At 69.6% G+C, this 26,999-nt stretch carries 18 protein-coding genes; 14 read left to right on the top strand and 4 right to left on the bottom strand.

All coding sequences use genetic code 11. The annotated features are described in order from the left end of the window. Positions 1-83: 83 nt before the first annotated feature. The 9 genes from CFN17_RS11340 (at position 84) to CFN17_RS11375 (ending at position 8,523) form a co-directional block, all read left to right on the top strand. Entirely contained in the window at positions 84-794 is a 711-nt protein-coding gene (locus CFN17_RS11340) for a GntR family transcriptional regulator (protein WP_208747811.1), read from the top strand. 211 nt (positions 795-1,005) lie between these two features. Then, positions 1,006-2,010 (top strand): sugar phosphate isomerase/epimerase, encoded by a 1,005-nt coding sequence (locus CFN17_RS11345; RefSeq protein WP_208747812.1) that lies wholly within the window; start codon positions 1,006-1,008, stop codon positions 2,008-2,010. 41 nt (positions 2,011-2,051) lie between these two features. Further along, positions 2,052-3,818, top strand: coding sequence for a dihydroxyacetone kinase family protein (locus CFN17_RS11350; protein WP_208747813.1), 1,767 nt, complete (start codon positions 2,052-2,054; stop codon positions 3,816-3,818). Beyond that, a complete protein-coding gene (locus CFN17_RS11355; protein ID WP_208747814.1) occupies positions 3,815-4,297 on the top strand; it encodes a ribose-5-phosphate isomerase in 483 nt (160 codons plus the stop codon). Before CFN17_RS11350 ends, CFN17_RS11355 begins: the two co-directional genes overlap by 4 nt. A 2-nt stretch (positions 4,298-4,299) precedes the next feature. Further along, positions 4,300-5,292 (top strand): 3-hydroxyacyl-CoA dehydrogenase family protein, encoded by a 993-nt coding sequence (locus tag CFN17_RS11360; RefSeq protein WP_208747815.1) that lies wholly within the window; start codon positions 4,300-4,302, stop codon positions 5,290-5,292. A gap of 30 nt (positions 5,293-5,322) precedes the next feature. Continuing rightward, a complete protein-coding gene (locus CFN17_RS11365; RefSeq protein ID WP_208747816.1) occupies positions 5,323-6,090 on the top strand; it encodes an SDR family NAD(P)-dependent oxidoreductase in 768 nt (255 codons plus the stop codon). A gap of 12 nt (positions 6,091-6,102) precedes the next feature. Further along, positions 6,103-6,231 carry a hypothetical protein gene (locus CFN17_RS19955; RefSeq protein WP_261792162.1) on the top strand — a complete coding sequence of 43 codons (129 nt, stop codon included), beginning with the start codon at positions 6,103-6,105 and terminating at the stop codon, positions 6,229-6,231. A 75-nt stretch (positions 6,232-6,306) separates the two neighbouring features. Beyond that, positions 6,307-7,656, top strand: a complete 1,350-nt coding sequence (locus tag CFN17_RS11370) for an MFS transporter (RefSeq protein WP_208747817.1) — start codon at positions 6,307-6,309, stop codon at positions 7,654-7,656. Between the two features lie 36 nt (positions 7,657-7,692). Then, complete coding sequence (locus tag CFN17_RS11375) at positions 7,693-8,523, top strand: triose-phosphate isomerase family protein (RefSeq protein ID WP_208747818.1); 831 nt, start codon at positions 7,693-7,695, stop codon at positions 8,521-8,523. A 478-nt stretch (positions 8,524-9,001) separates the two neighbouring features. On the opposite strand, the gene CFN17_RS11380 is transcribed toward CFN17_RS11375, so the two are convergent. Next, positions 9,002-12,613 (bottom strand): bifunctional RecB family nuclease/DEAD/DEAH box helicase, encoded by a 3,612-nt coding sequence (locus tag CFN17_RS11380; protein ID WP_208747819.1) that lies wholly within the window; start codon positions 12,611-12,613, stop codon positions 9,002-9,004. 107 nt (positions 12,614-12,720) lie between these two features. Here CFN17_RS11380 and CFN17_RS11385 point away from each other — a divergent pair, with 107 nt between their 5' ends. From CFN17_RS11385 to CFN17_RS11405, 5 genes are all read left to right on the top strand, one after another. Further along, entirely contained in the window at positions 12,721-13,326 is a 606-nt protein-coding gene (locus CFN17_RS11385) for a heme-binding protein (RefSeq protein WP_208747820.1), read from the top strand. Positions 13,327-13,350: 24 nt separating this feature from the next. Further along, positions 13,351-15,789 (top strand): Tex family protein, encoded by a 2,439-nt coding sequence (locus tag CFN17_RS11390; RefSeq protein ID WP_208747821.1) that lies wholly within the window; start codon positions 13,351-13,353, stop codon positions 15,787-15,789. A 203-nt stretch (positions 15,790-15,992) separates the two neighbouring features. Further along, positions 15,993-17,387, top strand: coding sequence for an OFA family MFS transporter (locus CFN17_RS11395; protein ID WP_208747822.1), 1,395 nt, complete (start codon positions 15,993-15,995; stop codon positions 17,385-17,387). Position 17,388: 1 nt separating this feature from the next. Beyond that, positions 17,389-17,532: a hypothetical protein gene (locus CFN17_RS11400; RefSeq protein ID WP_208747823.1), complete on the top strand. Its 144-nt coding sequence runs from the start codon at positions 17,389-17,391 to the stop codon at positions 17,530-17,532. Between the two features lie 15 nt (positions 17,533-17,547). Next, on the top strand, positions 17,548-19,377 hold the full coding sequence (locus CFN17_RS11405; RefSeq protein WP_208747824.1) for a gamma-glutamyltransferase family protein: 1,830 nt from the start codon (positions 17,548-17,550) through the stop codon (positions 19,375-19,377). A gap of 14 nt (positions 19,378-19,391) precedes the next feature. On the opposite strand, the gene CFN17_RS11410 is transcribed toward CFN17_RS11405, so the two are convergent. The 3 genes from CFN17_RS11410 to CFN17_RS11420 all read right to left on the bottom strand — a co-directional run bounded on the left by CFN17_RS11410 (position 19,392) and on the right by CFN17_RS11420 (position 26,999). Further along, on the bottom strand, positions 19,392-20,420 hold the full coding sequence (locus CFN17_RS11410) for an alpha/beta hydrolase (RefSeq protein ID WP_261792163.1): 1,029 nt from the start codon (positions 20,418-20,420) through the stop codon (positions 19,392-19,394). 178 nt (positions 20,421-20,598) lie between these two features. Further along, positions 20,599-21,315, bottom strand: coding sequence for a hypothetical protein (locus CFN17_RS11415; RefSeq protein WP_261792164.1), 717 nt, complete (start codon positions 21,313-21,315; stop codon positions 20,599-20,601). Between the two features lie 56 nt (positions 21,316-21,371). Continuing rightward, positions 21,372-26,999 carry a DUF6531 domain-containing protein gene (locus CFN17_RS11420; protein WP_208747826.1) on the bottom strand — a complete coding sequence of 1,876 codons (5,628 nt, stop codon included), beginning with the start codon at positions 26,997-26,999 and terminating at the stop codon, positions 21,372-21,374.

Below are 26,999 nucleotides of genomic sequence, written 5' to 3' on the forward strand. Positions count from 1 at the left end.
CGGGCGGCGTTCGGAGCGGAGGGCCACCGATGAGCATGTCCCGTGGGGAACCCCAGCGGTGCCCGGTCCTATAGGATCTGAACATGCAACGAGCTTCCACCGGCAGCCGCTCCGAGGGGCGTTCCCCGGGCCGCGCCGTCAGCCGGCAGGTCCTGGCGGACCACGTCTATGAAGAACTTCTCGAGTCGCTCATGGATGGCCGGCTGGAACCCGGGGCCGCGGTGAGCATCGACGGGACCGCGAGGGACCTTGATGTTTCCCCCACCCCCGTGCGGGAGGCGCTGGCCAGGCTGGAACATACCGGCATGGTCCGGCGCGTGGCCCTCAAGGGTTACCGGGTCGCTCCGGTGTTCACCCAGGAGGACTTCGCGGAGCTCATGGAGGCCAGGCTCGCGATCGAGCCCGTCAATGCACGCTTGGCCTGCACCCGGCTGACGCCCGGCCGCCTGGCCGAACTGGAGCAGGCAGTAACCGATCTCAAGGACGCCCCGCGCGGGCCCTCCTTTGCCGAATTCCGCAGCTACCTCGAGGCTGATGAACGCTTCCACCGGCTCATCGCCGAACAGACCGGCAACCAGTTCATGGTCGCCGCCTACGCGGCCCTCGGCGGGCAGATCCAGCGGTTCCGCCTCTTCGGGGGAGTAGGCATCACCGACGCCGACCACGCCATCGCCGAACACCAGGCCGTCCTGGATGCGCTGGCATCGGGGGACCCGCAGAAAGCCGAAGCCGCCATGGCCGAGCACGTGCGCCAGGTCCGTGGCCGGGCCATCGCCGACGCCCCGGCCGACTGACCCCGGCGGCTGACCCCGGCCGACTGACCCGGCCGACTGATCTAGCCGGCGCCCCGGCGACCCCAGAATCCACCGCTTCAGCAGCCCTCTTCCCAGCTCAGCAAGATCCCTATAGGATCTTCGATTGTTACGAGCAGCCCCGATGTGACCTTGACAACAAGTTTTCGATAGTAAATCCTATAGGAAACAGGATTCCACGAAGGAGTGACCCATGGCCTACACCGCCGAAAACTGGCCCATCACCGCGGCGCTGCTGCAGTTCCCGGGCACCGACGCCCAGGGCACCCACATCAACGACGCCCCCGCCTCCGCCTGGGCCGAGGTGCTGCAGGAAGTCAAGGACGCAGGCTTCGCCAACGCCGACCTCACGGACAGCTGGGTCCGCCCGGGCGACCTCAGCCCCGCGCGGCTCGCCGAATTCAAGCAGACCGCCGACGCCGTCCGGATCGGCGTCCCGGTCATTTCCGCCATCCGCCGCAGCGTCATCGAGACCGGAAACTGGGAAGCCAACCTGGCCTACAGCCACCGCACCATCGACGCCGCGGCCGAGCTCGGCTGCGAGGTCGTCTCGTTCGGACTGCACCAGGCCATCACCCCGGAGCAGCAGAAGCAGCTGTGGTTCTGGACCGTCGAGGGCTACAAGGACCCGGTGGGGGACAAGGAAACCTGGGACAAGGCCGTCACCCGGCTGCGCGAACTCGGCCGGCACGCCGCCGACGTCGGCATCCTGCTCTCGCTCGAAATGTACGAGGACACCTACCTCGGCACCGCGGACTCCTCCGTCCAGCTGGTCCAGGACATCGGCCTGGCCAACGTCGGCCTCAACCCGGACCTCGGCAACCTGATCCGGCTCCACCGCCCCATCGAGGACTGGCGCGAAATGGTCGCCAAGACCCTCCCGTACTCCAACTACTGGCACATGAAGAACTACATCCGCGACGAGGACACCGCCCGTGGGACCTACGTCGCGATGCCGGCCCCGATGGAAAGCGGCCTCATCAACTACCGCGAGGCGTTCAAGGTGGCCCTCTCCGTCGGTTTCCAGGGCATCCTCTGCACCGAGCACTACGGCGGCGACGGTCTCAGCGTCACGGCCAGCAACCAGGACTACCTCCGCCGCCAGATCCTGCCGAAGACCGACGGCTACGCCCTCGGCCAAAGCCAGGTCGCCCAGGGCAGGCAGCTGCCCGCGACGGCGGAACTCGCCAGCGCCTGACCCCGGCACCCCTTCCCCAATACGGATTCAATGAGGAAACCATGACCCAGATCTTCGACAACCCCGCAGACTTTGCGGATGAGGCACTGGACGGCTTCGTGGCGGCCAACCGCGGCTACGTCGCCCGTGTCGACGGCGGCGTCGTCCGCTCCACCGAAGTCCCCGCCGGGCAGGTCGCCCTTGTGGTCGGCGGCGGCTCCGGGCACTACCCCGCGTTCGCGGGCCTCGTCGGCCCGGGACTGGCCACCGCCTCTGCCTGCGGCAACATGTTCGCCTCTCCCGCAGCCGGGCAGGTCTACCGCGTGGCCAAGGCGGCCAACGCCGGCGGCGGCGTGCTGCTCAGCTACGGCAACTACGCCGGCGACGTCCTGCACTTCGGCCAGGCCCAGCTGCGGCTCAACGCCGAGGGCATCGAAACCCGCACGGTCCTGGTCACCGACGACATCGCCAGCGCCCCGCTGGACCAGATCGAGAAACGCCGCGGCATCGCCGGGGACCTGACGGTCTTCAAGATCGCCGGCGCCGCCGCGGAAGCGGGCCTCAGCCTGGACGACGTCGAACGGCTGGCCATCCGCACCAACTACCGCACCCGGTCCCTCGGCGTCGCCTTCGACGGCTGCACCCTCCCGGGCGCCGCCGAGCCGCTCTTCCACGTACCGGCGGGACACATGTCCCTCGGTCTGGGCATCCACGGCGAACCCGGCATCTCCGACCACCCCATGCCCACCGCCTCCGAACTCGCCGACCTCCTGGTCGGCCGGCTGCTGGCCGACAAGCCGGAGGACGCCGGCACCCGCGTGGTCGCGATCGTCAACGGCCTCGGCACCGTCAAGTACGACGAACTGTTCCTGCTCTACGGCAAGATCGAGAAGCTCCTCACCGCCGCCGGGCTCACGGTGGTGGAACCCGAATGCGGCGAGCTCGTCACCAGCCTGGACATGTCCGGCCTCTCCCTGACCCTGCTGTGGCTGGATGAGGAACTCGAACAGTACTGGGCCGCCCCGGCCGACACCCCCGCGTTCCGCAAAGGCAACCTGGCGCCCCGCGCCCGCCGCGAACTCGCCGGCCCGGAGACCGCAACGGCCGCGGACGCCGAACGCGCCACCCCGGCGGCGGCGGAGCTGGGCCGGCTGGCCGCCGACCTCCTTGGCCAGGTGCGGGACGTCGTCGTCGAGCACGAAGAAGAGCTGGGCCGGCTGGACGCCATCGCCGGCGACGGCGACCACGGGATCGGCATGCGCCGCGGCGTGGAAGCGGCCGTCGCCGCGGCCCGGGAGGCGGCCGGGAACGACGGCGGCGCGTCGGCCGCGCGGATCCTGACCGCCGCAGGGGAGGCCTGGAGCGAACGCGCCGGCGGCACCTCGGGTGCGCTGTGGGGCTCGGCGGTGATCGCCGCCGGCCAGGCCCTCGGCAACCGGGACAGCTACAGCGGTGAGGACGCGGCCGCCGCGGTCACGGCCTTCACCGATGCCATCACCGCCCTCGGCAAGGCCGAGCCCGGCGATAAAACCATGGTCGACGCGCTGCTGCCGTTCCGGGACGCCTTCCTCACCGCGTTCGACGGCGGCGCCACCGCGGCCGGGTCACTCGCCGCCGCGGCGGCCGCCGCCACGGACGCCGCCGACCGGACCGCCGGGCTGCGCCCGCTCAAAGGCCGGGCCCGCCCGCTCGCCGAGAAGAGCCTCGGCCACCCCGACCCCGGGGCCGTGTCCTTCGCGCTCATCGCCGCCCGGGTCGCCGCCCGCGCCGCGGATTCACCCGCCCCAACCTCACCGGAACAGGCACTACAAGCAGGAGTACAAGCATGAGCACAGCACCAGGCTGGCGCGTCGTCATCGGCAACGATGAGGCCGGCGTCGAATACAAGAACGCGCTGAAGGCGCTCCTCGAAGCCGATCCCCGGGTGGCTTCCGTCCACGACGTCGGAGTCGGCGCCAACGACTCCACCGCCTACCCGCACGTCGCCGTCGACGCCGCCCGGAAGGTCGCCGGGGGCGACGCCGACCGGGCGCTGCTGATCTGCGGCACCGGTCTCGGCGTGGCCATCGCGGCCAACAAGGTTCCCGGCGTCCGGGCCGTCACCGCCCACGACAGCTACTCCGTGGAACGTTCGGTGCTGAGCAACAACGCCCAGGTCCTCACCCTGGGCCAGCGCGTCATCGGACTGGAACTGGCCAAGAAGCTCGTGGGTGAATGGCTGGGTCACCGCTTCGACGAAAACTCTTCCTCCGCCGCCAAGGTGGACGCCATCTGCTCCTACGAGCCCGACTACACGAAGGCAGTCTGACCATGACCGAACAAACCCAGCCGAACACCGCAGCCGCCATTAACGCCGCCCGCACGATCGCCGTCGTCGGCTCCGGCTACATGGGCGGCGGGATCGCGCAGGTCCTGGCCCTCGGCGGCGCGCGCGTCGCCCTGGCCGACGTCTCCGCCGAAGTGGCGCAGAAGAACTACGAGCGGCTGCTGGCCGAATCAGACGAGTTCGTCGCCGCCGGGCTGTTCCCCGAGGGCTCCACGGAGATCCTGAAGACCAACCTCTGGGCTGCGAAGGACATTGAGGAGGCCGTGGCGGACGCCGACTTCATCGAAGAAGCCGTCCCCGAGGTCATCGCCATCAAGCACGAGACCCTGGCCCGCATCAGCGCCGCCGCCCGCCCGGACGCGATCATCGGCTCCAACACCTCCACGATCTCCATCGCGGAGCTGTCCGAACCCGTCGCCCACCCGGAACGCTTCCTGGGTGTGCACTTCTCCAACCCGTCCCCGTTCATCCCCGGCGTGGAGATCATCCCGCACGCCGGCACCTCGGCGGCCACGGTCGGCGCCGTCCGCGAGCTCGTGCACGCCGCCGGCAAGCAGACCGCCGTCGTCAAGGACGTCACCGGCTTCGTGCTCAACCGGCTCCAGTACGCGCTGTTCCACGAGGCCGCCCAGCTGGTGGAGCAGGACATCGCGACCGCCGAGGACATCGACACGCTGGTCCGCACCACGTTCGGTTTCCGGCTGCCGTTCTTCGGCCCCTTCGCGATCGCCGACATGGCCGGCCTGGACGTCTACAACTTCTGTTACAAGTCGCTCCAGACCGACTTCCCGGAACGGTTCGCGACGCCGAAGATCCTCACCGACCTCGTGGAGGCCGGCAAGCTGGGCACCAAGTCCGGTGCCGGGTTCCTCAACGTCCCCGCCGAGCGCACACCGGAGCTGATCGCCTACCGCAACAAGGCCTACGTGGCCATGCAGCAGCTGCTCGAGGACCTCGGTCCCGCCCCGATCAACTGACCCCTCTTTCCGTTTTCTCCAAGGAGCACCATGAGCACTTTCCCCGCAGACCGCACAGCGATCGTCACCGGCGCCGTGTCCGAACGCGGCATCGGCCGCGCCACCGCCGGCTACCTGGCGGCGCAGGGCTGGAACATCGGCATCATTGACCTCGACGACGCCCTCTGCAAGGCCGCCGCGAAGGAACTGGCCGCCGAATACGGCGTCAAGGCCTACGGCGCCGGCGCCAACGTCGGCGACGAAGCCTCCGTCCGCGCCGCCATCGACGCCATCGAGGCCGAGCTGCCGCAGATCGTGGCCCTGGCCAACGTGGCCGGCGTCAGTTCCCCGGTGCCGTACATGGAACTCGACGCCGCCGAATGGGACCGGGTGCTGGGCATCAACCTCAACGGCGTCCACTACGCCACCCGCCGGGTCGCCGAATCCATGGTCAAAAACAGGATCGGGCGGATCGTCAACATCTCCTCCGTCTCGGCCCAGCGCGGCGGTGGCACCTACTCCAAGACGCCCTACTCGGTGGCCAAGGCCGGCGTGATCGGCCTGACCCGCTCCACCGCCCGCGAACTGGGCGAATACGACATCACCGTCAACGCGATCTCTCCCGGCCCCATCGACACCGACATCATGGGCGGAACCCTCAGCCAGGAACGCAAAGACGAGCTGACCAAAGACCTCGTGGTCAACCGGGTGGGCTCCACCCGCGACATCGCGGCCGCCATCGCCTTCCTCATCAGCGAGGACGCCGGCTACATCTCCGGCCAGACGCTGAATGTGGATGGCGGACTCTACATGCACTAAGGAAGAAGTCCCGTGGCACACCACAGCAAGACTGCAGCCCCCGGCGGATCCGCGGCCTGGAGCAAGGGCCGGAAGATCTACCTCGCCGTCGGGATCCTGGCCTGCGCGGCCGGGATCATGATGATGGCTTTCGGCCGCTAGCCGTTCGCCCCCTACGCACCACCCTGTTCTACCTTCCTGATCTACTCAAACTGATTCACTCAATGAGGAGTTTTGATGTCCGTAGCAACAACCTCCACCAGGGAGCTCCTGGAGACGCCGGTCCTGAAATCGGCCATCTCCAAGGCTTCCCGGCGGCTCATGCCCATGCTCGTCATCCTGTATGTGGTGGCGTTCCTGGACCGCACCAACGTGGGCTTCTCCGAGGCCGCCCTGGGGGTGGACAAGGGCATTAGCGCCGGCGCCTTCGCCCTGGGCGCCGGGATCTTCTTCATCGGCTACGCCCTGTTCGAGATCCCCAGCAACCTGCTCCTGACCAAGTTCGGCGCCAAGGTCTGGCTGGCCCGCATCGCCATCACCTGGGGCATCGTCTCCGCGTGCTTCGCGTTCGTGCAGGGCGAGACGTCCTTCATCATCCTGCGCTTCCTGCTCGGCGTGACCGAGGCCGGGCTCTTCCCGGGCGTCATCATGTTCCTGGCCGCCTGGTTCCCCAACAAGGTCCGGGTCAAGATGTTCGCGATCTTCTACCTGGCCCAGCCGTTCTCCCAGATGATGGGCGCCCCGCTGTCCGGCTGGCTCATCAACATCGGCGACCAGGTCCCCGGTGTCCACGGCTGGCAGGTCATGTTCTTCGTCGAAGGCATGCTCGCCGTCGTCGCCGGCGTCGCCGCGTACTTCTTCCTCATCAACAGCCCGCAGGACGCCAAGTTCCTGGACAAGGACGAGAAGAAAGCCCTCCAGGACGTCATGGCCCTGGAAGACACCGTCAAGGAGGAGACCGGCCCGCGCGGTGTATTCGCGGCCATGAAGAACGGCAAGGTCTGGTACTTCACCATCATCTACTTCTGCCTGCAGATCGCCGTCTACGGCGTCACGTTCTACCTGCCGCAGCAGGTGGCGCAGCTGACCGGGCAGAAGGTGGGCCTCGCCGTCGGACTCATGGCAGCGATCCCGTGGTTCTTCGGCATCTTCGCCTGCTACTTCATCGGCAAGGCCGCCAACACCGTGGTCCGCCGCAGGGTCTGGGGCACGGGGCTGTTCGTCTCGACCGGCCTGTGCATCTTCGGCTCGGCCTGGGCCGGCGCCAACCACGTCCCGGCCCTGGGCATCGTCTTCATCAGCCTCGCCGTCTGCAGCTTCCTGTCCATCGGCCCCATCGCCTGGTCCTACCCGACGGCGTTCCTCACCGGTACGGCCGCGGCCGCGGGCATCGGCCTGATCAACTCGCTCGGCAACCTGGGCGGCTTCGTCGCCCCGATCCTGCGGACCTGGGTCAACCAGGTCACCGCGTCCGACACCGGAACCATGGGCGTCTACGCCCTGGGCGTGCTCCCGTTCCTCGCCGCGGCGATGATGTTCGGCACCCGCCGGTTCAAGAACAAGGCCGACGAGCTGCTGGAACACTAGCCGGCAGGCTCTATCCCGCACGAGAGAAAGTACGCCATGCAGCAGAGTTCCAGCGGCCAGGCACCCGACGCCCGCATTCGGGCGGACGTCCCCATTTGGGTGGGTGTCAGCACCAAGATGTACCTCGGCTACGGGGACAGCCTGGACTGGCTGGGGCAGCTGCGGCAGGAAGTGGACGCCCGTCCGGCCCTCGCGGCCGGGCGGGTTGTCCCGTTTGTGATTCCGTCCTTCCCCGTCCTGCCCGCGGCGGCTGCGTTATTGGCGGGGTCGCCGGTGCTGCTCGGCGCGCAGGACTGCGGCTGGGCCGACGGTCCGTGGACCGGCGAGGTGGCCCCGTCCATGCTCGCCGAACTCGGGGTCCGGCTCGTGGAAATCGGCCACGCCGAACGCCGCCGCCACTTCGGCGAAGACGACGCCATGGTGGCGCGCAAAGTCCGGGCCGCGGTCGACGCCGGGCTGACGCCGCTGCTGTGCGTAGGCGAGACAGGCCACGGCTCGCCGGCGGCCGCGGCTGAGTTCGTGCACGGCCAGATCGCCTCGGCCGTCGACGGCGACTGGACCCTCGCCGGCCGCCTGGTGGTGGCCTACGAGCCGGTCTGGGCCATTGGCGCGGCGGAACCGGCGGCCGCCGGCTACGTCTCCGACGTCGTCCTACGGCTCCGCGGGCACCTCGCCGCTGCTGGCCTCTGCGACTTTCCGGTCATCTACGGCGGCTCGGCCAAGCCCGGGCTGCTGCCCACCCTCGACGGTGTCTCCGGCCTGTTCCTGGGCCGCTTCGCGCACGATCCCGCGAACTTCGGCCGCGTGCTCGATGAGGCCCTCCTGCTCGCGGACCGGTCCCCGGCATCCGCAGCCCCCGCCCCGTAGCCGGCCCTGCCGCGGGACATGCTCAGTCCTGGCCGCAGGCAACGGACATGATGCCATTGTGTCCACCGGCCGGGCCCCGCAGTGAGCATGCTCCTTGGTGCGGGAGCCCGGCGGATGAGTTGCCTTGGGATTTGCACCTGTCACGGGGCTGGTCGCCGCGGGACATGCTCAGTCGTGGCCGCCGGCAACGGACATGATGCCACTGTGTCCACTGGCCGGGCCCAGCAGTGAGCATGCTCCCTGGTGCGGGAGCCCGGGGGAGGGCATGCCCCATGCGCAGGGCCAAGATTGAGCATGCTCCTTGGTGCGGGAGCCCGGGGGAGGGCATGCCCCATGCGCAGGGCCAAGATTGAGCATGCTCCTTGGTGCGGGAGCCAAGATTGAGCATGCTCCCTGGTGCGAGAGCCTTGGCATGCGCATGTCCCAAACACGGGGCCAAAAATGAGCATGTCCCCCGGGCAGGGGAGGGCGGGCTGGATCAGGCGCCCACTGACCTCTGGCACAGGCCGATGAACCGGCCGAGCTGCTCCAGGCCCTCGGGGTGGGTGGGCAGGTAGTTGGTCAGTTCCGGGGCCCGGACAATGACGGCGCGCCACTGCCCGCGGGAGACGGCCACGTTGATGCGGTTGGTCGAGAGCAGGAACTCCATGCCCCGGGGGGCTTCCGCCACCGCCGAGCACGCCATGGACACGACCACGACGGCAGCCTCCTGGCCCTGGAACTTGTCCACGGTTCCCACCCGCACGTCCGGCAGCCCGGCCGCGTCCAGGGCCTCGCGGATCAGGTTGACCTGCGCGTTGTAGGCCGCCACGACGAGGACATCGGTTTCGGCCAGGGGCCGCGTCCCGTCCTCCGTGTGCCAGCCCAGCCCCAGATGCCGCAGCACCTGGCGGACCACCTCCTCGGCTTCCTCGGGCGAGGACGTGACGTTGCCGCTGTGCTCGACCATCACGGTTTCGATGCCGGCCGGAACCCCGTCCAGGTGCCGGGCGTCGGCCGCCGGCGCCGACTCCAGCCGCCCCTCGTAGGAGAGTTCGGACACGGCCCGGCACAACGGTGACGCCATCCGCCACGAGTCGGCAAGGAAGTAGCCGAGCTCGGGCGGCAGGGTGGGGTGGCCGGCGGATATCCAGCCGAGCGCTGATTCGTCGACAGGTTCGGGGTGCGAGCCCTGGCTGACCTGGGGCAGCTGCTGCGGGTCGCCCAGCAGCAGGAGCCGGCTGCCGGCTTGCGCCACGGCGAGGGTGTTGGCCAGCGAGAACTGGCCGGCCTCGTCTATCACCAGCAAATCGAGCGATCCGCGCGGCACGGTGGACCCGGTCATTGTCCACGCGGTGCCGCCGATCAGGGCACCGCCCGCGGACTCCAGCAGCCGGGCCACATCCTGTCCGGAACGCTGGGTCCAGGGCAGCGGCTCCCGGTGCTTCACATCTTTCGCGACCAGGGCGGGGTCGACGCCGGCCTTGCCCACCGCGGTCCGCAGCAGGTTTTCGACGACGGCATGGGACTGGCCGACGACGCCGACCTTCCAGCCGCGGGCGACCAGACGGGCGATCACGTGCGAGCCGACATGGGTCTTGCCCGTCCCCGGCGGCCCCTGCACGGCGAGGTACGAATGATCCAGGGCCCCGACAGCCTCCGTGATGGCTTCAATAAAGCGTTCCGGACCGTTCCCCGGCACCGGCAGTTGCCCTCCCGAGACGAGCCTGGGCGGGACCCGGCGCACGAGGTCCACGGCCGGATGCTTCCGGAACCGGCACCCGGCGGACGCCGGAGCGCGCAAACCGGCCGCGACGTCCTCGGCCAGCGCCGCCAGGGCATCCTCCAGGTTCCCCGTGGGGATGGGCTGGTCCTCGGTCAGCGCCATGGGCAGCTGCGGGTACGGCCCGATGTTCTTCTTGAGCTTGTCCCGGATGATGACGGTGTCCCGGCCGTCTTCCTCGCCAAGCTCCAGGACCTCAGTGCCGAACCAGCCGTTCCGGCCGGTGCGGTTGACGCCGGTGCCTTCAAGCCCGGCCGGAAGCGGGGGGTCGTACATGCGGAACCAGGTGCTGCCCTCCCGCAGGTCCGAGCCCGGGGTCACGGTGCCGGTCAGCTTCACCCGACGCTCGGGCAGCTTGGCTCCGTCTTTCCACCAGTCCTCGAGCGCCACAGCGTCCTCAACCAGGAAGACGTTCCGGTCCTGGGGATGGCGGGTGTCCGGTCCGTTCTCGCACCGGTCAAAGTGAGACCACCAAAACGCCTTGCGCTCGCGGCGGTGGTAGCTCACGGCGGCCGCGAGGATGGCGACCGCCTTCCGGTCGTCCTCCGTCAGCCCGGCATCGGGCTCAAGGAACCGGGCGAGGGACAGCTCCGCCGGTCCCAGCTCAGCGTCCGTCCCGCCCCGGCCGGGGGAAGCGCCGTCGGCCCCGGGCGCAGCCGGCGCGTCAAGCTGGCCGATCCCGCGGTCCCGCGCCAGACCCAGAAGCCAGTTCCGCAGCTCCAGCGTGGACAGACAGTCGTATTCGTTGTAGTCGGAGATTCCGGCGAGGATGCGGGCCGCGTCGTCATGCCGTTCAGCGTCCCGTGCGTCGCAATACTGGGCGTAGGCAACCACGGAGGCCCCGGCGTCCTTGACGTCCCCGGAGCGCAGGCGGGTGCCCATGTAGAGCGGTTCGAGCTTTTTGATGCTGTAAGAGTTCTCGGAAATCCGGATGCTGTTCCGGACGGTCTGGTACAGGTCCACCAGAAGCCCCTCACGCAGCCAGCGGTCCACGGTGTCCTCACCGGCAACATGCATCACGGAGAGTTTGCGCAGGGCGGTTTTCTCGTAGGCGGCGTAGTGGTAGACGTGCATGTCCGGATACCGCGCCCGGCGCTGCTCCACATAGTCCAGGAAGTCCAGGAACGCCTGCTTCTCGGCCTCCCGGCTGTGCGCCCAGAACGGTTTGAACACGCCGGGGGCGCCGGGCCGGACCGGAGCCTCGACCACGCCGAAGAGGTACTCGAGCCCCCACACCCCGGTGCCGCGGTCCTGCCACAGGGGATCGCCCTCGAAGTCGAAGAAGATGTCGCCCGCGCTGGGCGGCGGGAGCTCGGCCAGGGTGTTCCCCGGGGCCACCCGGTAGCGGATGCTGTGCTCCTCGCCGTCCTTGACGTACCGGACTTCCCCGTCGGCGGCGCCAACGCCGCTTTGCATCCGGGCCTGCTCCTGCAGGCGCAGCAGTGCGCTGTTCGCCCCGGTCAGCCGGGCCTCGGCAAGCTCCTTGACCGTAAAGATCTTCTGTTCGTGCAGCTTCTTGCGCTGCGCCGAGTTCATCCGGGCCACGAGCAGGAGGTCGTCGGTGGATTGGACCATCTCTTGGCAGTAATCGCAGCGGCCGCAGGCGGTGAGCCCCGGCGCACCCCAACCCACCGGCGCCGGCTGTGCCCTATGCGCCGCGGTCAGGGCCAGGAAGCGGTCGCGGCGCTCACGGAACACCGGCAGGATTTCGGCCAGGCTGTGGCGGCTGCGGACGTAGCCGTAGCCGCCGCCGTCAAGGGCTTCCGTGGCGCCGAGGACCAGGGTGACTTCCCGGTCCGGGGTGATCCCGGCCTTCAGCAGCTGGTCGCCGTACGCGGCGAGCTGCAGCAGGGCCGTCACCTTGGCGTGCCGGGCCAGCTTGGAGTCGAACACGGCGTAGGCGCCGCCGGGCCGGCGGACCAGGAAATCGGAGCGGCCGTGGAACCGGCCGTCAAAAAAGGCGGCCTGGAAGACGACGTCGGCACCCGCCCGCAGTGCCCCGATCGACTCGTGATGTTTGGCCAGCAGCGTGGCGCGGTCCATGGCTGAGGCCGGAACGACGTCGTACACGCCGCGTCCCGTTTCCGGATCCCAGTGGCCGAACTCTTCGACGAACCCGGCCAGGACGTTGTGCTCGTGGACGTCCCCCAAAGCTGAGGCGCGGACCAGCATTTCGTCGTCCTCGAAACCGGCTTTGGGGGAGCGGCCCAGCTTCTCGTCGAGTTTGCGCAGCAGTTGGTACTCGCAGCCCGCGGCCACCACAAGGTCACTCGCGGAGTAGACGAGGTCCGGTGCTGCCCCCGGTACAACAGGATCAAGTAAAAACACTGTGCCCCCTTCTGCTGTTCAAGTTATCAAAGCCCTCCGACAATCAGGCCGGACCCCGTCAATCTGCCCCTAGTGCCTGCCACGGGATCGGGGTAGGGTCTGAGCCCATGACTGAACAGCAGCCCTTTGAGCTGGTCCGCCGCTACGCGCACTTCGAGCTGCGCCGCTACCCCGCATATGTGGTGGCCGAAATCCGGGTTAACGCGACCTTTGACAAGGCCGGCAACGCCGCCTTCCGGCCCCTGTTCAACTACATCAGCGGCAGCAACACCGCAGGGCAGAAGCTGGCCATGACGGCCCCGGTCATTCAGGAAACCGGGGGTCCGGAGAAGATCGCGATGACCGCCCCGGTGCTCCAGAGCGGTCCGCTGCCCGGACGCGGGCAGCCCGCCGATTTTGCGGTTGCCTTTGTGCTCCCGGCGGGGATGACGGCGGAAACGGCCCCCGTTCCGTCGGACTCCGAGGTCAGGATCCGGGCCGTGCCCGGGTCGCTGGCCGCTGCCCTCCGGTTCTCGGGCAGCGGATCGGAAGCCGCCTTTGAAGAGCACACCACCGGCCTCCAGGCGGCACTGGTACTGGCTGGGCTCACCCCGGTGGGCCCGCCGCGGTTCGCCCGCTTCGATCCGCCGTTCAAGCCATGGTTCCTGCGCCACAACGAGGTTGTCCAGGACGTCCGGGAACCCGAGGCGGCCCCGGGCGAACCCGGCCGCTGACCCGGGTAAGGCAAAATAGGCTGGGTGACCCAACTCCCGCAGCGCCCCGCCTCACCCGCCGCCAGCCCGTCGCCGACGACCGCCGGCCCGTCGCCGAAAACACAGCCCCAGGAACCGGGCGGCGCGGCCCGGATTGCCGCCCAGATCGCCGACGAACTCGGGGTGCAGGCCTGGCAGGTCAAGGCCGCCGTCGAGCTGCTCGACGCCGGCTCCACCGTGCCGTTCATCGCCCGGTACCGCAAGGAAGCCACCGGGACGCTCGATGACACCCAGCTGCGCGACCTCGAAGAGCGGCTGCGGTACCTCCGCGAACTCGAGGACCGCCGCCGGACCATCCTCGAGGCGATCGCCGCCCAGGGTGCGCTGACCCCGGAACTGCAGGCCGCCGTCGTCGGCGCCGACACGAAGTCCCGGCTCGAGGACATCTACCTGCCGTTCAAGACCAAGCGGCGCACCAAGGCGCAGATCGCCCGCGAGGCCGGGCTCGAACCGCTTGCCGATGCATTGCTGAAGCGCCCTGAGCTGGACCCGGACCGCGAAGCCGCCAAGTACCTCAACGCCGAACACGCGATCGGGGACGCTGCCGCGGCGCTCGCCGGTGCCCGCTCCATCCTGGTCGAGCGCGTCGCGCAGGATCCGGACCTGGCGGAGACGCTGCGCGAGCGGCTGTGGACGCAGGGCCGGATGGTGTCCCGGGTCAGGAAGGGCAAGGAGGCCGAGGGGCAGAAGTTCAAGGACTACTTCGAGTTCTCCCAGCAGCCCTCCGGGATGCCCTCGCACCGCGTCCTGGCGCTGCTGCGCGGCGAGAAGGACGGCGTGCTGGAGCTGGATCTCGCCGAAGCTGCACCGGACGACGACGCCGCCCTCACCGCCGCGCGCGGCCGGTACGAAGCCGCCGTGGCCAGGTTCCTCGGCGTCGCCGACCGCGGCCGGCCCGCCGACGCCTGGCTCCTGCAGACCGCGCAGCAGGCGTGGCGCTCCCGCGTCCTGGCCCGGCTGACGGCAGACCTCCGCAGCCGGATGTTCGCCGCCGCCGAGGACGAGGCCGTCCGCGTCTTTGCGGCCAACCTGCGCGACGTGCTGCTCGCCGCGCCGGCCGGAAACCGCGCCACCCTGGGCCTGGACCCGGGACTGCGGACCGGCGTGAAGGTCGCCGTGGTCGACGGCACCGGCAAAGTGGTGGCCACCGATACGATCTACCCGCACGCCCCGGCCCGCAAATGGGACGAGGCTCTGCGGACCCTCGCGGGCCTGGCCACCAAGCACGGCGTTGAACTCGTCGCGATCGGCAACGGCACGGCGTCGCGGGAGACGGACAAGCTGGCCGGGGACCTGATCAAGCAACTCGCGTCCGGCACAGGAACCAAGCCGCAGAAGATCGTGGTGTCCGAGGCCGGGGCGTCCGTGTATTCGGCGTCGGCCCTCGCCGCGGCCGAGCTGCCGGGCATGGACGTGTCCCTGCGCGGCGCCGTGTCGATCGCCCGGCGCCTGCAGGACCCGCTCGCGGAGCTGGTGAAGATCGAGCCGAAGTCGATCGGCGTCGGGCAGTACCAGCACGACGTCACCGCCGCGAAGCTGGACCGGAGCCTGGACGCCGTCGTCGAGGACTGCGTGAACGCGGTGGGCGTCGACGTCAACACGGCCTCGCCGGCGCTGCTGAGCCGGGTGGCCGGCGTCGGGCCGCTGCTGAGCGAAAACATCGTGGCCTACCGCAACGAGCACGGCCCCTTCGCCAAGCGCAGCGACCTGAAGAAAGTCCCGCGGCTGGGCGCCAAGGCGTTCGAACAGTGCGCCGGCTTCCTGCGGATCACCGGGGGCGCGGAGCCGCTGGACGCCTCCAGCGTGCACCCGGAGGCCTACCCGGTGGCCCGGAAGATCAAGGCCGCCGCGAAGACCGGCCCGGTGTCGGCGCTGAACCCGCAGGACTTCGTGGACGGCTCCTTCGGCCTGCCCACGGTCCGGGACATCATCGCCGAGCTCGAGAAGCCCGGCCGGGACCCGCGCCCGGCCTTCGCCGCCGCCGCGTTCTCCGAAGGCATCGAGAAGATCTCGGACCTGCGCCCCGGCATGGTGCTGGAGGGAACGGTGACCAACGTCGCGGCGTTCGGCGCGTTCGTGGACATCGGCGTGCACCAGGACGGGCTGGTACACGTCTCCGCGCTCGCCAACCGGTTCGTCGCCGATCCCCGCGAGGTGGTGAAATCCGGCCAGGTGGTCCGGGTCAAGGTGCTCGACGCCGATCCCGAGCGGAAGCGCATCTCCCTCACGCTCAGGCTCGACGACGAACCGGCCCCTTCCGGGGGCGGCGCACCGTCGCGGGGTCAGCAGTCCGGGGAAGGCGCACCGCCGACCCGGGGCCGCCAGGGCCGGCCGCAACGCCAGCCCTCCCAGCCGAAGCCCGCGGCGTCGCCCGCCAACACCGCGATGGCCGAGGCCCTGCGGAAGGCGGGCCTCGGCAAATAGCCCGCCCCCGCGCCCGCCGCTGAAGCCGGTGGACCTACCGCTTATCGCGCCCTGACTACCGCTCGCCGCAAAACTAGTACGTTTGCTGATCATGTGCACCATGATTGCCGGAGGCAACGGACCGGAGAACGGCCGTGCGCCGCACTGTGCCGAAAACAAACGGTGCCGGACACCGACGTCGCTGACGAGCAAGGGGAACACTTATGGGCTGGCTGGACCGCGAACGCACCATCGCCCCGCCGGGGTTCAACCGGTGGCTCGTGCCGCCCGCTGCGCTCGCCGTGCACCTGTGCATCGGCCAGGCGTACGCGACGAGCGTCTACAAGACCGCGCTGGTGAAGCACTTCGGGGCCAGCCTGACCGAGATCGGCGTGATCTTCTCGATCGCGATCGTGATGCTGGGCCTCTCCGCCGCCGTCATGGGCACCTGGGTGGACCGGAACGGGCCGCGCAAGGCGATGTTCACGTCGGCCGTGTTCTGGGCCAGCGGTTTCCTGATCGGATCCCTGGGCATTTTCACGCACCAGCTCTGGCTCGTGTATCTCGGCTACGGCGTGGTGGGCGGCGTCGGCCTGGGGATCGGCTACATCTCGCCGGTGTCCACCCTGATCAAATGGTTCCCCGACCGGCCCGGGCTGGCCACCGGCATGGCCATCATGGGATTCGGCGGCGGCGCGCTGATCGCCAGTCCCGTCTCGACGGCACTGCTGAAAATGTACGATCCCGGCTCCGGTGCGACGGGCTGGGTGGCCAGCGGCGATGCCGTCGGCAAGCTCTTCCTGACTCTCGCCGTCGTCTATCTGGCCTACATGATGTTCGGCGCGTTCACCATCAAGGTGCCGGCCGAGGGCTGGAAGCCGGCGGGCTTCGACCCCGCCACGGTCAAGGCGTCCAAGCTGGTCACCACGGACAACGTCTCGGCGAGGAATGCGGTCAGGACCCGACAGTTCTGGCTGGTCTGGATCGCCCTGTTCTGCAACGTCACGGCCGGCATCGGCATCCTGGAACAGGCCGCCCCGATGATCCAGGACTTCTTCCGCAAGTCCGACGGCGCGTCCCTGGTCAGTGCCGTCGTCGCCGCCGGATTCGTGGGGCTGCTCTCCATCGGCAACATGGCCGGGCGCTTCGCCTGGTCCGCGACGTCCGACGTGACCGGCCGCAAGCGCATCTACATGTTGTACCTCGGCGGCGGCGCCGTGCTCTACACCGTGCTCGCGCTCGCCGGGTCCTCCACCACGTTCCTCTACGTGGCGCTGGCGTTCCTGATCATCTCCTTCTACGGCGGCGGCTTCGCGACGGCGCCGGCGTACCTGCGGGACCTGTTCGGGACCTTCCAGGTCGGCGCCATCCACGGCCGGCTGCTGACCGCCTGGTCCGCCGCCGGCGTCGCCGGGCCGCTGATCGTCAACGCCTTCCTGGACGCCCAGGGCAAGCCCGGCCAGCTCAACGCCGCGTCCTACCAGCCGGCCCTGCTGACCATGGTGGCGCTGCTGGTGGTCGGCTTCGCGGCCAACCTGCTGGTCAAGCCGGTCGACGCACGATTCCACGAACCACGCCCCGGCCGCGAGCGGTCGGCCGAACCTGCCCTGGAGGCCTGAGATGAGCACTGCACACACGCCCGGCGCGCAGCCGCCGGTCACAGCGTCCACCGGCAAACTGGCGGTGGCCTGGGCCCTGGTCGGGGTGCCGCTGGCCTACGGGGTGTACGAAACCCTGACCCGCGTGGCGGCGCTGTTCGGCTGATCTGGGACCTTCTCCATGACATTCACCGCACCTGATCACTTCAGCACCCGCCCCACCCTGCAGGGCACCTTCGGGATGAGTGCGTCCACGCATTGGCTTGCGACGGCGGCGGCCCAGTCGGTGCTGGAACGCGGCGGTAACGCGTTCGACGCCGCAGTTTCGGGAGCCTTCGTGCTCCACGTGGTGGAACCCCACCTCAACGGCCCGGGCGGCGACATGACCGGCGTCTTCGTCACGGCGGCCGACCCCGGCACACCGGTGGTGCTGATGGGCCAGGGGCCGGCCCCGGCAGCCGCCACGGTGGAGCACTACCGGGCCGAGGGCCTTGACCTGGTGCCCGGCTCCGGCGCCCTGGCCGCGGCGGTGCCTGCCGCCGTCGACGCCTGGCTCCTGATCCTGCGCGACCACGGCACCTGGGAGCTGGCCGCGGTCCTGGAGTTCGCGATCGGCTACGCCCGCGACGGGCACCCGATGCTGGGCCGGGTCGGAACCACGATCGCTGCGGTCGCGGAGCTGTTCCAGGAGCACTGGCCCACCTCCGCCGAGCAGTGGATGCCGGGCGGACGCATCCCGGCAGCGGGTGAACTCGTCCGGAATCCCGCCTACGCCCGCACACTGGAACGGCTCGTCGCGGCGGGGCGGGCTTCATGGGGCGGCACCCGGGAATTCCGGATCGACGCGGCCCGGCGCGAGTGGCGCGAGGGGTTCGTGGCACGGGCCATGGTGGAATCCGTGCAGGCCCCGCACCGGCACTCCTCCGGCACGGACCACCGCGGGGTGTTGGCCCTGGCGGACCTGGCGGGATTCGAAGCCGGGTACGAACCCGCCGCCACCGTCGAGTTCCGCGGGCACACGATCGCCAAGACCGGGCCCTGGGGCCAGGGGCCCGCGCTGCTGCAGACCCTGGCGATCCTCGACGGGTTCGAGGACCGGTTCCTGGACCCGTCCACCGAACTTGGAGCGCACACTATTTTGGAGGCGCTGAAGCTCGCGCTGGCCGACCGTGATGCCTATTACGGCGACTCCGACGTTCCGCTGGACTACCTGCTGTCCGCGGACTACTGCGCGGGCCGCCGTGCCCTCATCACAGACCGGGCGTCGCACGATTTCCGGCCCGGGAGGGTGCCGGGGCACGAGCCCTACCTCCCGCCGCTGCGGACGGAGTACGCGCCGCCCGCGCTGGCCCGCAGCGCGGCAGGCGCCGGCGTTGCCGGGCTGGGCGTCGGGGAACCTACTGTGGCGCCGACCGGGGAGACCCGCGGGGATACCTGCCACATCGACGTCGTGGACCGCTGGGGGAACATGGTCTCGGCCACGCCGTCGGGCGGCTGGCTGCAGTCCTCGCCCGCGATCCCGGAACTGGGTTTCTGCCTCGGCACCCGGCTGCAGATGACCTGGCTGGACCCCGGCACGCCGTCCACGCTGACGCCCGGCAAGCGGCCCCGCACCACCCTGACGCCGACTCTCGTGCTGCGCGGCGGCCGGGCTGTGACCGCACTGGGCTCGCCCGGCGGCGACCAGCAGGACCAGTGGCAATTGCCGTACCTGCTGCGGACCATCGTCGGCGGCTACTCGCCGCAGCAGGCCATCGACGCGCCCACCTTCCATACGACGTCGATGCCCGGCTCCTTCTGGCCGCGCACTTGGGAGCCGGGCGGCGCCGTCGTTGAGGACCGGCTGGGGGAGGACGTCATCGGGGGCCTTGAGCGCCGGGGCCACGTGGTCACCCGCGCGGGTGACTGGGCGCTGGGACGGCTGTCCGCCGTCGTCCGGGATCCCGCAACGGGGGTGCTGCAGGCCGCCGCGAATCCGCGGGGCGCGCAGGGGTACGCCGCGGGCCGATAGCGGGCGAACCGTTCTTAGCCGGAGGTCCGGAGGCGGTCCATGAAGCGGAGCGACTCGGCAACGATTTGCTGCTGCGCTTGTTCGCGGGTGGTGCCCGGTTCGCCGTCGCCGGGCTGCTCGCCATAGTCGCCGAAGAACGCATGCACGCCGCCCTGGACCGTTGCGAAGGTGGTGGTTGGCGGGAGCAGGGCCCTCGACGCCGAGATCTTATCCGGGGTGCTCAGCCCATCATTCGACCCGGAGATGGAGAGCACTGAGAGGTTCGGGGCATCGGCCATGTTCGCTGCCGGATAGGAGGCGAAGAGCAGGAGCCCGGCGACGTCGGGGTTCGAGGCCGCGAAGGCAGCGGCGCTCACACCGCCCAGCGAATGACCGCCGACGGCCCAGGACCCGATCTCGGGGTGCCGGTTCATGGCGGCGCGGGCCTGGTTGGTGTCCAGCAGGGAGACGCCGAGGGGTGCCTTCAGGATGATGACCAGATGGCCGGCGGCCGCGAGGGGCTGCAGCAGGTCCTGGTAGGCGTGTGCGTCGACCCTGGCGCCGGGGTAGAAGACGAGGCCCGTGGCGGCTGTGCCTGCCGGGGCAAGGGTGATTGAGGTGGCGTCTTCGGTACTTGACGTGGTCGCGGTGGCCGGGAGCGCCTGCCCGGGCTCGGGCTGGTGGGGGAACGGGTTGAGCCACAGCAGCGCCGCCATGATGCCCAGGACGGTGAGCCTGCCGGCGATCCCGCGGACCAGGCGCCACGTGGAAGCATCACCGCGGCGGCGGTACGTGCGCGGCTGCGGTTCTTTCGTCAGCTCCCGGTGCCTGATCAGGCTCAGCGCCCAGAGGATTCCCGCAGCGAGAGCGGTCACGAGGAGAGTCGGCAGGGCGGGGTGGCCGCCGAGGACGGCCGGGTTGCCGAGCAGCATCCAGAGCGGGACCACTATCAGCGCGGCGGCCGCGAGGGCGCCGCTCCAGGTCAGGAGCGAGGATTTCCAGCTCGCGCCCGGGCGCGGGGCCTCGGCGGGGTTCTCGGAACGAAATGGTCGGGTTTCCTTCACGGCTCGATGGTATCTCCATCATGGAGATACCTGTACGTCCACCAGCACTTAGGCCAACTCTCGTTGCTCGCAAATGAATCGGCAAAGTCTACGGCGATGGCCTCGGTCCGCAGTTCTACCTCGTCCCGTGAAGCCAGAGTCGACGCGGCCCGGCGGGGTGGCGGGAGGGCTCTGAGGCCTAATGTGTCGTCAGGCGTGTCGCCTCAGCGTCGCTGCCCGTCTCCCATTCCGGTCCCAGCGATGAGGATCCCGGGTTCTTGAGGAAATCAGCCAGCGCCGCCTCTACAGGACCAAGTTCGTTGACCAGCCGCGAAGGAATGAGACCCTTCACATCGCCCATCGGCACCTCCACCGCCTTGTCCGTCGGTTGCCCCGGCCGGACCAATACCGCCCATGACCTCTCGTCGGAAGCGTCAGAATTCCGGTGACAGACCATCCCGAGCCCCACACCGCCAGCCACCTCGAAACGGGCCGCCCCATGCTCTACGACCAGCCGGCCACCCGCTTTGCCGTCCAAGGCTTTCAGCGCAGCATTGGCCGCCTTCCGGGCTTCCGCCACGGTGTTGAGCTCGAGATCATCCACCGTCCATTCCGCCTTGACCATGCGGTGCTTGACGGCTTTCGTCCAGGCCGCTCCGAAATTGGCCCCTGCGATGAACCCACCAAACCATGCAATGCCCGGGACACCGCCCAAAGCGAACCAGACCCCAATGAACAGCACGAGCACCACGGGGCTGAGCCATCGCCAGGGCGGGGCAAAACGAACTAACCAGACGCCCACGGCGATCCCCGCCAGCAGGGCGATGACCTTTGGCCACGTCTGCTCCGTTGGCACCAACACCATCACCGCAATTGTGGCAATCAATACCACCCCACCGATGATCAATGAGTCCATCCCGGGACGCCGACGACTTTTTGCTGCCACTACCAATCTCCCTAACCTTGCTTCCGTTACCATCCGAGGGAGTTCTGTAAAGTATCCCCGCCGTAACCGACCGTGGCACCTGCGAGGGAGCCGCCCCACAGTCCCACGGTGTTTGTCTGGTTGAAGTTGAACATGCCGTCCCAGGTCCGCGGCGCAAAGTACGGCATCTGCCGCATCGTGCTTACGCCATTCTGTCTGAAAATCGGCACCTGCCCCAAAGGCAACGCGGACGCGCCCGCACCAAGCAACCCTGTCACCCCGGCCTTGGTGGGGTTAACGGGATCGCCGGCGACTACGTTCTCGAGCATCGACCCGGTTGCTGAACCAACGCCGCTGATGGCGGCCGTCGAACCTCTGGCAACCAATCCGGTCGAGGCAAACGACATACTCTTGGCGAGGCTTCCACCGGCCGGCCCGGCGAGGCCGCCGACGGCACCGGCGAAGCCACCGCCCGCGACCTTGCCCGCGAAGTCCCAGCCGTTGTTGATGCGCCCTCCGTTCTGAACCAGGTAGCCCGCCGCGCTTGCACCGGCGCCGAGGACACCATTGGCGCCCGCACTTACTCCCAAGGCCGCCGCGGCCTGTCCGGCCGGTGCACCTGCGAGGATGCTCTTCGTCCACATGGCAGCGCCGCCACCGGCAGCGCCAGCGGCCGCTCCCACGGCGGTGCTGCCAAGGACGGACCACCAATTGACAGAGCCATTCTGTGCTTTTTGCGAAAAGACCGAAAGACCGCCGGAGGTCAAAGCCCCGGCGATGGCTCCAGCCGCGATGATATTGAGCCCGGGGACGAACATCGCAGCGATGCCGCCCGCCACGGCGAGCCCCGCGACCACATACTCCCAGTGACTTCCGGCCGACTGGTCGTAGGCCTTCAGCTCAGCGTCAGTGAGGGGCCGCAGCCCGGTGGGGTCGGTGGTGTTCAGCGGGTTGTTGCCGGCGTAGGCGTAGGGGTTTCCGTCCCAGCCTGCGCCGAGGACGGGGGAGAGGGGGTCGGTGGCGAGGAAGCCCCGGGTGGCGGGGTCATACGCCCGTGCCCCGAGCCATTCCAGGCCCGCGATGTCCAGGCCGCCGTTGCCGGTCAAGGTGATCCCGGCAGGCAGCACACCGACCAACCCGGACGCCGCACTCAAACCGGCGATACCAGGACCGGCGGTGCCGCCCGGACTCGGGGCAGGAACTGGCAGCGCGCCGACGACGGCCCACGGGTCGGTCTGGTCGGTCGGGCGGGCCGCGCGCCAGCCCGGCGCCGTCCAGGCGTCCCCGAGGCCGGTGACACCACCGGGCAGGGGGAGGACCAGTGCCCCGCCGATGCCGGTCAGGGTGGGGATCGGGCTGGCGGTGTCCCACCACAGTTCCGACCCATCGATGGCGGCGAGCTCGCCCAGGGCGTCCACCCACAGCTCGTGCCGGGACGTTGCCGCACCGTCCGGTGTGCGCTCGGTGGCGCTCTCCAGGTACCCGGTGTGGCCCCAGGCGTACTCGGTCCAGGACCCGTCGGTGCGGATCTGCCGGGTGCGGCGGCCCAGTCCGTCATGGACGTACTCGGTCCGGGAACCGTCGGGTTCGGTGACGGACAGCAACTGCCCGGCGGGGTCGTAGCTGTAGGTCCGCGAGCCGGCCGGTGTGGTCTCGCGGAGAAGCCGGCCGCCGGCGTCGTATTCCCACTCCGACGACGGGACAGGGAGTGCCGGGTCCCCGGTGCCGGTGGTGGCGGCCGAGACCATTTGCCCGGCGCCGTCGTAGCCAAACCGGGTCACCGCGCCGGCCCGGGTCAGGGCGGTGATCCGGCCGTCCCCGTCCCCGTCCCGGCCGATCAGCGTGACATCGGCCGGGCCCGGGTTCGTCGGGTCCGTGCGGACGTGTTCGGTGAGGTACCCGTTCCGGTAGGCCCATTCCTGCATCAGATGTCCAGCGGTGGCGGAGGTGATACGCCCCGAGGCGTCGTAGGCAAACACGGCTTCCCCGAGCCGGGGGTTATGGACGGCCGCGAGCCGACCGGCTGCGTCCCGCGTGTAGGTGGTGGTGGTTCCGTGGGCGTCCGTGAACGCAGTGCGGTTCCCGTCCGCGTCATACCTCCAGGACAACCCCCGGGACCCGCGGGTGCGGGACGTCAGCAGCCCCCTCCGGTCGAAGCCCAGTTCGTGCTCCACCGCCAGACCGTCCGGAGCAGTGTGATCGGTGATGATCATCCGGCGGCGGAGCGGGTCGCGTTCGACGCCGGCGATGAGCTTCCCATCGTAGGAGGTGGTGGCTTCCCGCCCGGCGGCATCGTAGGTCCAGGTGGTGGTGTGCCCGTCCGGGTCGGTCCGGGAGAGCTGCCGCCCGGCCGGATCATACGTCGCCGTGGTCATCCGCCCCAGCGGGTCGCTCACCGAATCGACCTGGTCCGTGGCGGTGTAGGTCCGGGTGGTCACCCCGCCCAGGGGGTCAGTGATCCGGACCAGGCGCCCGCGCACGTCGTATTCGAACCGGGTCCGTCCGCCGACGCCGTTGACGGTCTCGGTCAGTTCCCCGGCGGCGTTGTATTTGAACCGGCGGGTGCCGTACCAGGTGTCCTGGGCGAAAGTCAGCCGCCCGGCTTTGTCGTAGCCGTACCGCGACACGCCCTGGCCGGGGGAGCGGCGGAGGATCGGCCGTCCGCACGCGTCGTACTCGAAGGTCTCGACCTCGCCCGTCGGCAGGGTGCGGGCGGCGACCCGCTGATCGGCGTCGTAGGCCAGTTCTGTGACGGCGCCGAGCGGGTCCGTGGTCCGCCAGGGCCGCCCGCAGGCGTCGTACTCGTACGCGGTGACGGCACCGGCGGGGGAGGTGATGGAGGTGATTTTCCCGGCCACGTCCCGGCCCAGGACCGTCAGGCTGCCTTCGCCGTCGACGAGTTCCACCGGGTTTCCCGCTGCATCATAGGAGACGAGCTCCGCAGAGCCATCCACTCCCTGCACCCGCGTGGGCCGACCGTACCCGTCAAAGCTGTACGTCGAGGACGCGAACGCGTCCGTCAGGGTGGCCGTGCCGGCCTTGCGGTCGGTGGCGGCGTCCGTGCGGACACCGGTGGGGTCGACGACGGCGGTCAGGGCGCCGACCTTGTCGTACTCCCGGATCCAGTCGTGGCCGGCAGGGTCGGTGACCCCGACCAGCCGGGACAGCGTGTCATGGGCGAAGCCCCACCGGGCGCCGTCCGGCAGCACCGCACCCGTGACGTTGCCGAGCTCGTCGAAGACCCGCTCAGTAGCGCGGCCCAACGGATCCACAGTCCGGACCAGTTCACCATTGACGGCGTATTCGAGTTCGGTCCGCCCGCCGTCCGGGGCGATAAACGCCGTCGGTCGCCCCGCCGAATCGTGCTCGAAGGACCAGACGGCGCCGTCCGGATCTTCACGCCGCACCAACAACCCCGCCGCGTCGTAGGCGAAACGGGTCTCAGCGCCGGACGGGCTGACCGCCGCAACCGGACGGCCGGCATGGTCACGGACGATCCTCGCGACGTCCCCTGCGGCGTTCCGGGTCGAGACCAGGTCCCCGAACCCGTCATACTCAAACTCGACAGCCACCCCTACCGGGTCCACGATTCGGGTCAGCAGCCCGCTCCGCCACTCCAGCTCGGTGCGCCCGCCCAGCGGGTCCAGGATCACCGAGGGTTCCCGCGACACCTCATCGGCATACTCATAGGCGATTACGGAACCGGTCTCCGTCACCAGGGTGGTGATCCGGTCCTGCTCGTCCCAGCCGTAGGTGAGGTCAGCGCCTTCCGGGGTGACGGTCCTGATTTTCCGTCCCCGCCCGTCATAGCCATGCACGGTGACAGATCCGTCCCGCTCCGTGAAGGCCACCAGGTTGCCGTGGCCGTCATAGGCCATGGACTGCCGCTGATCATGGGAATCGAGCACGCCGACCAGGCGGCCCTTCGCATCGGCGACCCAGGAGTTGGACCGGGTACCGTCCTCATCCGAGACCACCGTGACACGGCCCGGCAGGTACGCGAACCGGGTGCGGCGCCCGTGCTGGGTGACCTGCAGGACAACCCTGCCGCGGTCGTCGTAGGTGTTCTCGGCCTCGAGAACCCCCGCGGCCGAGACCACGGCCGCGATCAGGCCCTGCTCATTCCACCGGTACGTGCGCGCGCCCAGTTCCGTCGCCACGCTTGTCAGCCGGCCGGCGTCGTCGTAGCCGTAGTCCACCCGGCGCCCGTCCGAGGCTCGCACCGCGGCAACGAGGCCGTCCACGTGCTCGACGACGAGGAAGCGGCCCCGCGCATGCGCCAGGCGTGTCACCGGTCCGGCGCCGCCGGCCACGACGTCCGCCCCGCCGTCGACGCTCTTTTCCCGGAGCGCGGACACTGTCCGGCCGGGCCCGGACCCGGCACCGAGCCAGACGCCGGCGAGGCTGTACGCCCACCACGCACCCTGATTGTCCCGGACCACCAGGAGCTCCGCCGTACCGGCCGGCAGGGAGCCCAACTCCGCCGGGCCACCCGCCGTTACGGGCTCGCGGGCGAGCCAGTAGTTCTCGCCCGCTGCGCGACCCCAGCCGGTTCCCTCACGGGGGAACTCGACCGCCCGGCCGTCGGCCATCACCCAGCGGCATCCCTCATCGGAGAGCGTGAGGTGCTGGTCCAGCACCGAGGCCCACCCCGGACCGAACACGCCGGGCACATCCAAACCGGACGCCAGCGAGTTGTACATCCGCGACAGCACCAGACTGGAGGCGACCCCGGCAAACCCCAGATCCGTTTCCGGCTCGATGAAGTTTCCGGTCGAGGTGTTTACGGGATCATTCGCGTATCCGCTGGTGGGCATGGCGCCTGCTGCGGTGGGCGGAGCGATCACCAGCCCGGACCGGTTGGCGCCCACGCCAGCCGCTGCCAGTGCCTCATTCACCGCCGCGTCCGAGAGCGTGGAGATCTTCCCCTCGCCGCCGGCGGCGGCAAACGCGTCCGCGACAGTCACCGCCCATTTCGCGTCGTTCTCGTTGGCGTTCAGGTAGTTGCGGTACGCGCTGATAACCCCTGAGGCCTCGACCGATCCCCAGTAGCAGTTGGCCGCGAACGAGGAAAGTTTCCCCTCCAGTGTGCCCGGAGCGGAGGCCAGCCCGTCGTCCAGGCCGCGGGCGCTGGCCGCGAAGGACCTCAGATTCTCCGGACGCGCCGAGGACGTCCCGCCCCCGTACCCACCGCCGGGCGGCGGGGTCTCCCGGGAGCCCGTGCTGACGCCGGTCGGGGCAAACACCGGAGCCTTCCCCGTTGCCCCGTTCGGCCGCGCTTCCTCACCGAAGAGCCAGTCACCGGCCTGCTCCAACAGGTTCCGGTCATTGTGCCGCCGGACCCACTCGTTGTTCTTCTCACGCCGGGCGTCCTCTTCGTGCCCGGCGTCGATCATTTGCCCTACGTATCCGGCCACCGTCCGCAACGCCGAGACCAAGGCATTCGCGTCATTCCGCGCCGTGGCTGCATTCGCCTCGAAAAGGTCCGAGAAATGCCCCTTGAAGTCCTTCTTCGCGGAAGCGACGTACGACGTGCGCGAAGCGGACTGCTCCTCAAGCCGTGACGCCGCCGCCTCGAAGGCGGACTTCACCGACCCGGCCACGGCGTAGTTGAACCGCCCGCCGTCAGTGGCATCCGAAGCCGGCAACAACGGCACCTCAACGAACTCGGTCAC

This window comes from Arthrobacter sp. PM3 (assembly GCF_003352915.1).
Taxonomy (GTDB): Bacteria; Actinomycetota; Actinomycetes; order Actinomycetales; family Micrococcaceae; genus Arthrobacter.